The sequence below is a fragment of the Salmonella sp. A29-2 genome (genome assembly GCF_020150755.1).
Classification (GTDB): Bacteria; Pseudomonadota; Gammaproteobacteria; order Enterobacterales; family Enterobacteriaceae; genus Salmonella; species Salmonella enterica.
This window is the reverse complement of the sequence record NZ_CP083731.1, coordinates 728,748-742,132: the sequence shown is the minus strand read 5'-3', so window position 1 is coordinate 742,132 and position 13,385 is coordinate 728,748. Positions and strand designations below refer to the sequence as shown.

At 52.3% G+C, this 13,385-nt stretch carries 13 protein-coding genes; 1 reads left to right on the top strand and 12 read right to left on the bottom strand.

The window, feature by feature from the left end:
* Positions 1-122: 122 nt before the first annotated feature.
* Both K8W53_RS03615 and gss read right to left on the bottom strand, forming a co-directional pair.
* On the bottom strand, positions 123-1,181 hold the full coding sequence (locus K8W53_RS03615) for a methyl-accepting chemotaxis protein (RefSeq protein ID WP_000475247.1): 1,059 nt from the start codon (positions 1,179-1,181) through the stop codon (positions 123-125).
* A 669-nt stretch (positions 1,182-1,850) separates the two neighbouring features.
* On the bottom strand, positions 1,851-3,707 hold the full coding sequence (gss, locus tag K8W53_RS03610) for a bifunctional glutathionylspermidine amidase/synthase (RefSeq protein ID WP_023223865.1): 1,857 nt from the start codon (positions 3,705-3,707) through the stop codon (positions 1,851-1,853).
* 226 nt (positions 3,708-3,933) lie between these two features.
* Between gss and yghU the strand changes: the two genes are divergently transcribed.
* Complete coding sequence (gene yghU / locus K8W53_RS03605; RefSeq protein ID WP_000774852.1) at positions 3,934-4,800, top strand: glutathione-dependent disulfide-bond oxidoreductase; 867 nt, start codon at positions 3,934-3,936, stop codon at positions 4,798-4,800.
* Positions 4,801-4,867: 67 nt separating this feature from the next.
* On the opposite strand, the gene K8W53_RS03600 is transcribed toward yghU, so the two are convergent.
* The 10 genes from K8W53_RS03600 to hybO form a co-directional block, all read right to left on the bottom strand.
* Positions 4,868-5,578 (bottom strand): molybdate ABC transporter substrate-binding protein, encoded by a 711-nt coding sequence (locus tag K8W53_RS03600; RefSeq protein WP_023223864.1) that lies wholly within the window; start codon positions 5,576-5,578, stop codon positions 4,868-4,870.
* Positions 5,578-6,630, bottom strand: coding sequence for an ABC transporter substrate-binding protein (locus tag K8W53_RS03595; RefSeq protein WP_001032017.1), 1,053 nt, complete (start codon positions 6,628-6,630; stop codon positions 5,578-5,580). Before K8W53_RS03595 ends, K8W53_RS03600 begins: the two co-directional genes overlap by 1 nt.
* Before the next feature lie 75 nt (positions 6,631-6,705).
* Entirely contained in the window at positions 6,706-6,954 is a 249-nt protein-coding gene (gene hybG / locus K8W53_RS03590; RefSeq protein ID WP_000334887.1) for a hydrogenase maturation factor HybG, read from the bottom strand.
* A gap of 27 nt (positions 6,955-6,981) precedes the next feature.
* Positions 6,982-7,323, bottom strand: coding sequence for a hydrogenase maturation nickel metallochaperone HypA (hypA, locus tag K8W53_RS03585; RefSeq protein ID WP_000544945.1), 342 nt, complete (start codon positions 7,321-7,323; stop codon positions 6,982-6,984).
* Positions 7,316-7,804 (bottom strand): hydrogenase-2 assembly chaperone, encoded by a 489-nt coding sequence (hybE, locus tag K8W53_RS03580; RefSeq protein ID WP_000004951.1) that lies wholly within the window; start codon positions 7,802-7,804, stop codon positions 7,316-7,318. Before hybE ends, hypA begins: the two co-directional genes overlap by 8 nt.
* Positions 7,797-8,291, bottom strand: coding sequence for a HyaD/HybD family hydrogenase maturation endopeptidase (locus K8W53_RS03575; protein WP_001221960.1), 495 nt, complete (start codon positions 8,289-8,291; stop codon positions 7,797-7,799). Before K8W53_RS03575 ends, hybE begins: the two co-directional genes overlap by 8 nt.
* Positions 8,291-9,994 (bottom strand): hydrogenase 2 large subunit, encoded by a 1,704-nt coding sequence (hybC, locus tag K8W53_RS03570; RefSeq protein ID WP_000083044.1) that lies wholly within the window; start codon positions 9,992-9,994, stop codon positions 8,291-8,293. Before hybC ends, K8W53_RS03575 begins: the two co-directional genes overlap by 1 nt.
* The gene (hybB, locus tag K8W53_RS03565; protein WP_000017678.1) at positions 9,991-11,169 is read right to left on the bottom strand and encodes a Ni/Fe-hydrogenase cytochrome b subunit; all 1,179 of its coding nucleotides are present in this window, start codon (positions 11,167-11,169) and stop codon (positions 9,991-9,993) included. Before hybB ends, hybC begins: the two co-directional genes overlap by 4 nt.
* A complete protein-coding gene (hybA, locus tag K8W53_RS03560; protein WP_001081721.1) occupies positions 11,159-12,145 on the bottom strand; it encodes a hydrogenase 2 operon protein HybA in 987 nt (328 codons plus the stop codon). The genes hybB and hybA overlap by 11 nt, the downstream gene beginning before the upstream one ends.
* A 2-nt stretch (positions 12,146-12,147) precedes the next feature.
* Positions 12,148-13,266 carry a hydrogenase 2 small subunit gene (gene hybO, locus K8W53_RS03555; protein WP_000145429.1) on the bottom strand — a complete coding sequence of 373 codons (1,119 nt, stop codon included), beginning with the start codon at positions 13,264-13,266 and terminating at the stop codon, positions 12,148-12,150.
* Positions 13,267-13,385 lie beyond the last annotated feature (119 nt).

Sequence of the window (13,385 nt, the reverse complement as noted above, 5' to 3'; positions counted from 1 at the left end):
ACACAGCCATCTTCTGCGTCATGCTTCTTTTCTCTGTCCGGAATAACTCCAGTGCAGAAAGTGTGATACATCAGTCCTGTTGATGATGGCTCCTGTTGGTTATACGGTAATAACTCATGACTTCACACTGTGGTTTCTTTTAACAAATCGACAGCCAGCATTTCCAGCTGGTTAACCACCTCATTACTGGATCGCTCCATTCTGTCGAGTTCTTGCGACATCGCATTCATATCGCCTGCGGCAAAATAGTTCAGCGCAGAGTGACCAGCGGTATGCACCTCTTTATGCGGCGCTTCCAGACTACGGAAACTGTAGTAATTGCTAAACTGCTGCCCTTCAAAACCGTAGTACCATTTCCCCAGCCGACACTGATCGTGCATCGTTATTTTACTGTTTATGTCTTTATTTAAGAGTAATTTGTAGACTTCCATTTTCCAGATAACATGGTCAACTTTGACAATATTCAAAAACTGCACCGTAGAGATGTACTGCATGACCGATTTCATGCTCAGCGATTTATCGATGACGATGCCAATAGACTCCACAATTTGATTTATGTTAGTCGTAATATTATCAATAACCGGCTGTTGGTTATCCAGCACCTCACTCACTCTGGCCGTATTATCTTTGATTACAGAGGTTAACGTACTGACGCTTTTCGAACTGTGTTTAACATCTTCGGACAGGTTTTTCACCTCTTTCGAAATAACGCTAAAGCCACGCCCGGCATCCCCTACGCGCGCGGCCTCGATCGCGGAGTTAATCGCTATCAAATTGGTCTGGTTAGCGATCTTCTGTATCTCTTTAATACACGCATTAATTTGTGTTAAGGAGGTGTTTAAGTCGCCCATACGACAGCCAATATCCGATGAAGTCGTGCCAATTTCGGTGATAAATTCCACGAGCGATTTTAATGAACTTCTGGCTTTATCATTCTGTTCGTTAAGTTCATTAATGCGTTCTTTTTCAATGTTGAGCTGCTCACAGGACTTAATGATGGCATTACGAATGATATCGATCGTCGAAATCCCCATCAGAATTTTTTGACACAGTATCCGCTCATAAGGCTCAGGAGTATCCACCACCACGTCAGACGCATTAGCGCCAGATTCTGCTGCTGGCGGCGGTATTTTTACAACATTATTATTCCAGTGGCGCAAGCCTAATACTTTTTTAAACATATACCATTCTCCTTATTATATGTGGACATCCTGATCTATGCCTGGATAAAGTATTATCAACTCATGCTAACATAATGAAAAATCGGCTGTCATCTGCCATAACCATACGCTCACCAGAATAAGACAAAACGTCCACCAAACTTAAATAATTACAAGGTAAACTATTCAACAATACCATTAATAGTCATGATGGAAGTCGCTTCGCTTTATACTGAAATATTATTTACAAGGCTGACAACAATAGCTGAATAATAATTAACTGCATTTACTTAGGTGTATCTATATCTCGCCCCGAACATTGCAGACAGGGTTTAAACGCAAACTTTTGCAATAGAAAAATAACCTAACGTAAACTTTTTATATGACTAACAATATCATTTAAACTCGTCAATATATTATGCTGTCCGTTTACCAGCCAAACAGGCATGACCTAAATCCAAAGGGAGGGGGGCGGCGTAACCAGCCGCAAAAAGTATCGATTAGTCGAAAATCAGGAAACGGATGCGCCAACGCGGCGAGCGTCACCGCCTGCGTCAGAAAAGTTAAGAATTATTTGTGATATTATTTCTCATATGTTACCAGTAAATGGCAAGCTGACAGCCGCTCGTTGGTAAACACAACAGGCGGGATATCGGCACCCACGCCGATATCCCGACGAGAATGACCCCGTTACGCTTTGATGACGATTAACGGTTCAATATCGCTCTCTTTTTTAATGACTAATGAATCATCGCCGCGCAGGCACGTACCGCCGTAGTTACCGCCCACGGTAAACGTACAGACCTGAATATACTTCCCGGCGACCTTCGGCAGGCACCACAACTGCTGATAGATATTTTTCTGCGTGGCGAACTTGCCGCTGGTTTTATCCAGGAGCTCTTCCTGATGGCTCACCAAATCAATATTACTACCGCAACGTCCGGCAATCGGTTTTACCGCATAGCCGGTCTGCACCAGCTCATCGTTAACGGTAAAATCCGTGTCGAGCAAATAGCGATGATGCGGGAAGAGCGACCACAGGATGGGCAGGATCGCTTTGTTACCCGGGATCACCGTCCACAGCGGTTCAAACACCAACACTTCCGGGCGCAGTAATACATCAATCAGCCGGACTTCATTTTCCGGGTGCCCGGTACGAATAGGCACTGCGGCATACTCCGTCTCGCTGACTTCGCGTATCTGCTCCATCGCCGTTTCCCACGCCCAGGTTTTCCAGACACAATTCACCAGCCGTCCGTCGCCATCAATCAACTGCCCGGCGTCATCCCAGCGCAACTCGCCCAGCCCGCGGAGAATTTTGCTCGCGAAACCGGCCTGATGCAGCGCCTGCTGCATAAACTGCGCGTGATAGTCCTCCTCGATATCATCATCCTGCATGATATGGACGAAAGGACGCGCTTTACTGTGTTTCCAGGCGCCTGCCAGCTCGTTAATTAAGCCCTCTGCCGGGTTATGCCCTTTACCGGTATAGCCCTGCTCAGCCCATTTTTCGAGAATTAATCCCGCTTCGGTATGGCATGATGCGGAATCGGCATTGTATTCATAGACTTTCAGCCCGCGTTCATCCATGCAGAAATCCATACGACCGGTGATCATATGGTGACGACGGCGCTGCCAGGAGAGGCGCAGGCGCGGCCAAAGAATTTTGGGGATATCGAATAGTGCCAGCAGATTATCGTCTTTTAAAACTTTGTCCGTGGCGTGCAGGTACATCAAATGCAACTCATTGGTCGCTTTGATAAGCTCCTGTTCAGCGCTCTCGGTGATGGTAAAATACTGATACGGGTCCTGATTGATAACGTGTCCGTTCGCCTGTACATAGGCTTTTTGTAACGGATCGCGCTCATCCAGCCACTGACCGTCAAACTGACCTTTCTCTGGCAGTCTTGCGCCGCGAATCGCCAGCGACTGATTCGCGATGTCAGGCTGTGACAAACTGTTTTGCGTGTCGTCGGTCTGGATCATCCAGCCTAAAATCGTCGTGTCATCAAAGGTGTCGCGCAGGGTGTAACACCCGTTTTCTACGACCATTTCCAGTTCGCGAGTCCACTGCTGCCCTGGCGGCAATGGCGTGTGGATAACGTTTTGCTCAGCAATACGAATTTTGTTATCCAGGAGTTGGGTGATAATCGCGACGTGCCCGGTTTCGTTAAACTCGCCGCCCTTTTGCCAGATGAGCAGCGCCCCAGCCTCCGGCGCGCGCGGCGAACCGTTCGGGAAGGCCTGCAAAGGCAAAATATTGTCATTCACGACCTCGCGCAGAAAACGCAGCGAGAAGATTTCCCAGGCCATGCCGACGTCAGTAAAAACAACGCCATAATTCAGAAAGAGAAAACGGCGGGCAAATTCCACGCACTGCCATTTATGCCCCATGTATTCATCGTCGATGTAGCTACGAAAAGCTGCGTCGTCGTCGTCCCACGGATCGAGGGAATTGTAATCTGAAGAGTAGATCGCTACGCCGCCGGGGGCGTAACCCAATAATGTCCCGAAGGGGGCATCCTGACTGGTGGTTCCTTTGCTCATGCACTTACCTCAAAACAAGACCGCCTGAGCAGCCTGGCGTGATTTCGCTCTGATTGTCTGCTCTGTGACACTAACCGGACAGAGGTCGACATAATCATACACCTCAATAAGGCACACTGAGTCCAGAAGGTTAAAATTTCACTCGCCGGAATGTCCCAATCGGTTAAATGTCCGACTAGCAAGCTGCTACACTGCTTCAACACCACCACTGTGAAGGCAGGTCAATATGGCAGATAATACTTATCAACCCGCAAAAGTCTGGACGTGGGATAAATCCGGCGGCGGCGCGTTCGCTAACATTAATCGTCCGGTTTCCGGCCCGACGCACGACAAAACGCTGCCCGTCGGCAAACATCCGTTACAGCTTTATTCGCTGGGGACGCCTAACGGCCAAAAAGTGACCATTATGCTGGAAGAGCTCCTGGCGCTGGGCGTGACCGGCGCCGAATATGACGCCTGGTTGATTCGCATCGGCGAGGGCGATCAGTTCTCCAGCGGCTTTGTTGACATCAATCCGAACTCAAAAATTCCGGCGCTGCGCGATAACTCACACAACCCGCCGATTCGAGTTTTTGAGTCGGGCGCAATTCTTGTTTATCTGGCGGATAAGTTTGGCCATTTCCTGCCGCAGGATCTGGCTAAGCGCACAGAAACCCTTAACTGGTTGTTCTGGCTACAGGGCGCGGCGCCGTTCCTCGGTGGCGGTTTCGGTCATTTCTATCATTATGCGCCGGTAAAAATTGAGTACGCCATTAATCGCTTCACCATGGAAGCCAAGCGTCTGCTGGACGTGCTGGATAAGCAGTTAGCTCACCACCCGTATGTCGCGGGAGAAGAGTACACTATTGCCGATATGGCCATCTGGCCGTGGTTCGGCAACGTGGTGCTGGGGAATGTCTATGATGCAGCGGAGTTTCTGGATGCCGGAAGTTATCAAAACGTACAACGCTGGGCGAAACAGGTAGCCGAACGTCCGGCGGTAAAGCGGGGGCGCATTGTCAACCGGACCAACGGCCCATTGAACGAACAGCTTCACGAACGCCATGACGCCAGCGACTTCGAAAACCATACCGAAGATAAACGTCAAAGTTAAACCATAATGCCGGATGAGGTAGTAATGTCGTCATCCGGCATGGTATTCCCTGCTGACGATTCGCTTATCAGTTCTGCGAGTGTGTCATATTCGGCGCTTCACTAAACCCATGTTGCATGAGAATCAACCTCGCCCGTGCTGACAGTAAAAAGTCGGCAAGCGTTTTTCCCTGCTCGCTCAGGCAGGCAAAGCCATATTCAGCCACGGGATTATAAGGTTCCGGGATATCAACCACTCGCAGCGAATTAACCTGCCGTAGCCTGGGAGCATAGCTGGCATAGCCGATAAAGATATCGGTGTAATCATGATTGATGAGCCATTCCGCCGCCAGCCGGCCCGCCGGTAACGGCAAAGTCTGTCTGCCGCCAACCAGCGCTACCGCGCGTTTTCGGATCGCTTCGCCCTCCTTGCCCATCCGCGAAAAAAGCTGCTGCGTATAATCGCCGGAAGGATCGCAACCTGCTGTTGAGGTGCCGATCCGCAGATCCCGCCGGGTTAATAGCGACAGCCAGTCCTCGCCTTCACGCATCGCCTGCGCCCGCACGCTCAGACACAAACGGTTCGTCGTAAAAGGCGCGACCCGCAGTGCCCGCCCGCTTTCCAGCAGCGCCTGCGGATGCGCCAGGTTCGCCGAAGCAAAAAAGTCGCATGCTTCGCCCGCTTCGATGCGTTCACGTAACAGCCCCGCCGGACCGAAATCACATACCGCATCCGCCTGAAACGCCGCCATTAGTTGCGGCCAGACGACGCGCAAGCTCCCCGCTGCCAGTATTCGCATCACTGTACGCCCTGATAGTCAGTACGGTAAAAACGTTGATACCAGTCGTTAGCGGCCTTTTGCATGTCAATATCGTGGAATTTTTCCGGATAGAGTTTTTTCGCCATCCACAGTTCGCCGATTCCCACCGCCTCCGGCATCGGATATCCCCAGGCTTTGGCATAATCCGGCATCAGGTAAACCCGATGATGCTTCACCGCGTCAATGACCTGCCACTGGGGATTGTGCAGGATCTCATTGACGACCTTTGGATAGCGATTCTGGACAAAGATCACCTGTGGATCCCAGGCGATCACCTGCTCCATTGTCACCTGCTTAAAGCCTTTCACCGAGGATGCCGCTACATTCAGCGCCCCCGCATGGGCCATCATCAGACCGGTATATTTACCGGAACCGTAGGTGGTCAACTCCGGATTCGCCATATAGGCGCGAACCCGCTCATTTTCAGGAACCGACTGCAAACGGTCGCTGACCATCTTGCGACCTTTATCCATCGCCTCAATCAGCGCTTTCGCCTCCTGCGGTTTATTGACGATATCGCCAATCAGCGTTATTCCTTCACGCAGCCCGCGATTATAAGCCTGCTCTTCATCGGCCAGGGTCGGGTTCATTTTAGCCTGCTCGCCAGCAACATCATGGCGCAGCGAAATCGCCACCACCGGAATGCCAAGACGGCTGATCTTGTCGATCATCTCCTGCGGAGCGTAATTCGTGACAAACACCACCTGCGGGCGCAGCGCCACCAGTTTTTCAGGATCAACGTGCGTTAGATCGCCCAGCGAGGCTTTTTGCGCCAGTTCCGGCGCCAGACGCGCATAGCCGTCGCCTAATTGCTGTTTCCAGTTCGCCATGACCCCAACGATTTTGTCAGTGGCATTCATCTGTACAAGGAGATTGAGCGTTTGATGCTGGAGCACCACCACTCTGTCGACGGTATCGGGAACCGTGACCTGGCGGCCAAGTTGATCGGTAAAAGTACGCGCCGCCTGTGACATTAACGGCCAGCAAAAAAGCAACGCCAGCAGAGAGAGCTGGCGCAAAAATTTATTCATAGGTTTCGCCCCATAATCGATATATAAATAATTATACAACGATTATAGAGCGATATAATAGAGGTGATTAAGGGATCACGCGCTGGTGATGTCGTACTCCATGCGGCGCAGCGCATCTAACGTGGCTTTCGCTTCGTCTTCGTCAATGATGCTCATCGCAAAACCAACGTGTACCAATACCCATTGCCCTATCAGATCGGCTGGCTTACCTTCACAAATCAGAGCAATATTGACATCACGTTTGATGCCACACACTTCCACCTGCGCAAGCTGGTGAATATCATCTCCGACGGCCAGCACCTGACCGGGGACGCCAATACACATAATTAACCACCTGAAATAAAATGCGGGTTATTCGACCTCAATACTTTTTACTTTCAACGAATCGCCGGTATCCACCCGCAGGCGATCGCCATGACAATGCGGACATTGCGCGTCATGCCTGAGAATTTCCACCACCTGACTGCAATCCCAGCACCAGGCCTGGGCCGGTCTGTAGTCGATGTGCAATTCGCACCCTTGCGCTAAAGTTCCCTGGCAGGCGATGTCAAAGCTGAAACGAACCGCGCGCTCTTCAACGCACGAAAGCGCGCCTATCTCCAGCCATACGCCGGTGACGCGCGCCACGCCGTGCTGTTCTGCCTGCTGCTGAATAATTTCAACGGCGCTTTGGCAAAGAGACAGCTCATGCATTCTCACAGCTCCGACGGCCAAACAGCAACGCACGTCGACTTGTCTGCGGCGCATCAGGATTGCTTACCGGCAGGGATAACAGCATCCGCGCGCAGTCATCCGCCAGCCGGACGCCCTCTTCCGGCGACAGGCTACGGGAAAGCGGCGACATCAACGAGCAGGCAAGATATTGCGAAACGCCTTCCAGTTCGCCAACGGTAAAGGTCATCGTGCCATAAGGCAGTTGCAGACCGAGTTTTTCACCGACGGTACGCCCGGGCCAGATCTGGTCCGGGCCAGGGAAGATTAATGCGCTTAACATCCACGGCGTAATTACCGTGCCCGTCCATTGTCCTTCAAACAACGTAAAATCAGAGACATGCACAGGCATAGTCGGATGCAGAAACGAAAGATCGTGCATCGAACGATGGGCTATCTCTTCAAATGCCGCCTGAACCCGGGCGACGGGCGCCGTGTCGAATCCGGAAAACGTTTCAGACATGCGCCGTCTCCTTAGGAATTGCTTCGACGCCGGATTCACGCAGCGCAGCAAGAACCTGCTCAAGCGCAGGTTCAATCATCGCTTCGACGGTTGGCGTTAAGCCGATGTGCGGTTCCAGCGACTGTGGAATAACGCCGACCAGGGTCAGTTTCTTCGGAAACTCGCCGGTAAAACGGAGGGCCGACAATACGTCGGCCAGTCCAAGCTGATGGGGGGAGATTTTGTTGGTGAACAACGCCGGAACTTCATCGTCGCGCAGTACCATAATGGTTCCCGGCGCGTTCTTTTTCGACACGATGGCGTCGGCAATGATCAAATGATCCCGATTCGCCATATCGCCAAGAAGTTCCATTCCCGCCGTACCGCCATCCAGAATCTCAACGAAATCCGGCAGGGTGTATCGTTGCTCTAACGCTTCAACAATACGCACCCCGATGGCTTCATCGGTCAGCAAAATATTGCCGACCCCTAAGACTAATATCCGCATTACAAAACCTTCACCGAGACCACTTCATTGCCATCGGCGTCCACCACGTGTACCGCGCACGCCATGCAAGGGTCGAAGGAGTGGATGGTACGTACCACTTCCAGCGGCTTCGCCGGATCGGCGATCGGCGTACCGACCAGCGACTGTTCGTACGGCCCCACGTCATCGTTGAAGTTACGAGGACCTGAGTTCCAGGTCGATGGCACCACTGCCTGATAGTTACTGATAATACCGTCTTTAATCACCATCCAGTGAGACAGCATACCGCGCGGCGCCTCCAGGAAGCCCACGCCCTTGAACTCGCCCGTCGCCGGAATGTTCGGCTTCACAAACGTGGTGTAATCGCCTTTGCCGATATTTACAATCAGCGCGTTGTATTGATCCTGCAATATGTTTTGCAGTTCACAACAGTGAACGGTACGCCCGATGATACGACCCAGCGTAGAGTGAAGTTGCGCCATTTCCAGCGTTTTGCCGGTCAGCTTCTGATAAAGCGCAATGATTTCATTGAGCTTGGTCTGGGTGGATTCACGACCTGCAGCCAGTTTACACAGCATGTTCGCCAGCGGCCCGACTTCGACGGTTTTGCCGTAGAATGTCGGCGACTTGACCCATGAGTATTTACCGTCATCCGACCAACCGTCGTAAGCCGGGATCGTAGTGCCTTCCCACGGCGCCTGCGGCGCTTCATCTTTGTACCAGGCGTGCTTCGCGCTCTCCTGAATACCTTTAATCAGGAATTCGTCGGAGTGAGAGGTGATCGGACGGTATGTCGACAGATCGGCATTGGTAATGTAACCGCCCGGGAACAGGAAACTGCCGTTTTTACCGTCGGTCGGGAATTCCGGCGCGCTCAGGTAGTTCACCGCGCCTTTGCCGCGCTCCAGCCATTCCGGATAGTAGGCCGCGATGACTGCGGTATCCACTTTATACACCTGCTCGACAAAATCGCTCAGCTTATCGATAAACGATTTGATGTACATCAGGCGTTCAAGGTTCAACGTACCGATGCTGTCGAGATTGATCGGGTTCGCCACCCCACCGACCGCCAGGTTCTGGATATGCGGCGATTTACCGCCCAGCAACGCCACCACGCGGTTAGCGTCACGCTGACATTCCAGCGCCTGCAGATAGTGAGCGACCGCAATCAGGTTGACCTCCGGCGGTAACTGCATTGCCGGGTGCCCCCAGTAGCCGTTGGCGAAAATACCTAACTGACCGCTGGCGACAAGATCCTTGATCTTGTTCTGAACTTTCGTGAACTCTTGCGCGCTGTTCAGGTGCCAACTCGACACGCCATCCAGCATCGCGGAGGCTTTTTCCGGATCGGCTTTCAGCGCAGAGGTAATGTCCACCCAGTCCAGCGCAGAGAGCTGGTAGAAATGGACAATATGGTCATGGGTAGTATGCGCCGCCAGAATAATATTACGGATATACTGCGCGTTGACGGGAACATCAATATTCAGCGCGCTTTCTGCCGCACGAACGGAGGAGATCGCGTGAGTTGTCGTACAAACGCCGCAAATACGCTGCACAATCATCCACGCATCGCGCGGATCGCGGTTCTTCACGATCTCTTCCATACCGCGCCACATGGTGCCGGACGCCCATGCTTTGGATACGACGCCGTTCTCAATTTCGCAGTCAATGCGTAAATGACCCTCAATACGGGTTACCGGATCAATAGTAATTCTCTGGCTCATGCTTTGCTCGCCTCATGACGATTATGATCGTTTTGTTTTAAAGGAGGAAGTATCGGCAGTAGACGAATGAGTACGATGTATGCACAAATCTCAATAGCCACAAAACCAATAGAAATCAACAATTCTTCCCAGGTTGGGAAGTAGTGGTAGCCGCCACCCGGGTTGAATGCCACCAGCGAATAGGTCAGACGCCACGTCGCGCAGCCCAACAGCGCGCTCAGCGCCGACAGGTACAGCATACGAGAGTCATTACGCAGTTTCGCCACACGCAGCACCACTAACGGGAAGACCATCAGGACGACTTCAATCCAGAACATAGCGGAGTAAAAATCGCCGGCAAACGCATAGGACAGCTTGTCGCGATAAATCAGTTCGCCAAAGCGCAGGACGACGAAAATCGCCAGCAGCACGCTGATGGTATTCGTCAGCTTAACAAACAAATTTTTCTCATCCGGACCGTTTCCTTTCAGGCCTGCCTGAACCAGCGAACCCTCAAATATGACAATGGAGAAGCCCATGATAAACGCGGTCAGAACCGAGAACAGCGGCAGCATTTCATAGCTTTGCCATAGCGGATGTACTTTATAGCCCGCCGAGATCATCAATGACCCCATTGAGGACTGGTGCATCGTCGGCAGCAGCGCGCCCAGCGCGATAATAAAGAACATCACCTTATTCAGACGTTTGAGCGACACTTTCCAGCCCAGACGTTCAAACAGGGCAGGCGCAAACTCCAGCGCCATCACGCCGATGTAGATGGTCATACAGACCGCCGTCTCAAACAGTACCGAGTTCACGTTGAAGTGACCTGGAATGTAGAAGTACGGCAGGTTCCAGTAACGACCGACGTCGATAGTGATCGACAGGCCGCCCAGCGAGTAACCAAACAAGCTTGCCAGCAACGCCGGGCGCACCAACGGATGGTATTGCCCACGGTTAAAGACATACACCGCCCATGCCAACGCCCAACCGCCGCAGGCAAAGCCGGTGCCGATCAACAGGTCAAAGGCAATCCAGACGCCCCACGGGAAACCGCCGTTCAGGTCGGAAACGGAGCCCAACCCGAAGACCAGACGCTTCACGATAAGGAGCATACACAGGACGATTAACGGTCCAAAAATAATGACCGGTTTACTGATGATTTTTCCGCCCAGCGGTTTTGGATCATGACTCATGATCGTCTCCTCCATCGTGATGGTCGTTTTTGCTATTACGACGAACCAGCACGGTTAAGCCCGCCAGCGCAGCCAGGGGTAGTATCATGCCTTTATAAAGCGTGTGTTGAACATGCTCGGAGCGCGCTCCGGTTGAAAGGTCATCCAGCTTCGGCAGATCCAGATCTTCATAAGGAACGCCTGTCAGCACCAGCACCTGAGTACCACCGCCCTCTTTTTCACCGTAGAGGTGTGGGTAGTATTTAGGCACCGTGTGCAGATAGGTGTCGTCCGTTTTCAACGTCTGGCGCGGATAGTGATATTCACTGCCTGGTTTGAGGGCCAGACGTTTTTTCGCTTCCGCCATCAGCTCTTCACGAGTACCGAAAATGACGGCCCCTGCCGGACAAACTTCCACACACCCAGGCAAACCGCCTTTATCCAGACGCTCAACGCCTTTCTGGTTACACAACTCACACTTGTGAAGCGCGCCAAACGGGTTGTTGTAGTCGTACTTAGGTACGTTGTACGGGCAGGCAACCATACAGTAACGGCAGCCGGTGCAGACATCTTTGTCATAGTGGACGATGCCGGTTTTCGGATCTTTTTTCAGCGCCGACACCGGGCAAACGGAAACGCAGTTAGGATCGACGCAGTGCATACACTGTTTCTTGATGTAGGCATAGCCGTTCTCTTCCTGATCTTTGTTCACGCCCGTACCGCTACGCCATACCTGAATAATGTTATTGGTATACGGCGACAGCTTGTCGTTGTTCGACCAGGTCTGCTCCCCTTCCGGGTTACGCGCCGGGAAGTTGATATCCTGACACTTTGTGACGCAGGCCTGACAGCCCACGCACAGAGTGGAGTCATACAGCATGCCCAGCGAACCTGGAATTGGCGGACGGTTTTCTGCAGCCGCATGGCTGACAGACGGCGCGGCGCCCAACAGCAATGCTCCACCGGAGGCTGCTTTAATAAAGTCACGTCTGTTCACGGTTATTCTCCCCGTGAGTCAGCGTTATCTTTCTTTTGCTGACGCCCCAGTTCACGTACCGCCATCACGCTGACGCCGGCAACCAGACCGACTACGCCGCCAAGCAGACCGACAGCGCCCGCAGAGATATTGCCGCCTTCTTTCATATTGACGTCAGGTTTCTCTGAACGCGGAGTTTGGTTTTCGACATGAGCAAGCTGGTGAATGCCCTTATGGAAGCCGATACCTTCTTCGTTACAGCCATAGCAAGGATGGCCGATCGCCACTGGCCAGACGCCGCCAACGTCACAGAACTGTAACGTAGAACAGTTGCCCCAGGTTTCCGGCCCTTTACAGCCAAGATGGTAGAGACACCAGCCCTGACGGTGGCCTTCGTCGCCAAATTCTTTGGCAAAACGGCCTGCGTCGAAGTGTGGACGACGTTCGCAATGCTCATGAATCAGACGGCCATAGGCAAAGGTTGGACGATTTTTCGCATCCAGCTTCGGCGGCGTGCCGTAAGTGATGATATGCGCGACGGTCGCCAGGAAGTTATGCGGGTTTGGCGGACAACCTGGAATATTGATAACCGTTTTGCCCGGTAAGACTTCCTGCAGACTGACAGCGCCGGTTGGGTTTACGCCAGCCGCAGCAACGCCGCCCCATGCCGAGCAGGAACCGATAGCGATAATCGCGGCTGCGCCGTCAGCGGCTTTGCGGATGTGATCCACGATCGGCTCGCCGGCAACCATGCAGTAGATACCGTTATCTTTTAGTGGGATAGAACCATCCACCACCAGAACATATTGCCCTTTATACTTCTCCAGAGCGTTATGTTTGTTTTCTTCGACCTGGTGACCGAATGCGGCGGAAAGTACCTCGTGGTATTCCAGAGAGATAGTCTCCAGAACGAGGTTTTCAACGGTTGGGTGTGTAGCACGAAGCAGTGATTCGGTACAACCGGTACACTCCTGAGCGCCAATCCAGATAACGGGCGGACGCTGTGGATTGGATACCGATTCTGCCATTTCTGCGGCGGCTTTGCTACTGAGCCCCATAGTAGCGGCCAGTGCTGCACAAAGCTTCATGAAATCACGACGGTTAATGCCGTGAGAAGTGATGAGAGTATTATCTCCAGTCATTTTATAGTTATTCCGTTACGAAGACCTGGCTTTTATTTTGCACTGTTCGCGAAGAAGTTATTGCGATCGGTACGCCATTTACCACACTTTTTTTATGGTTATGTGCGCCATAATACTTC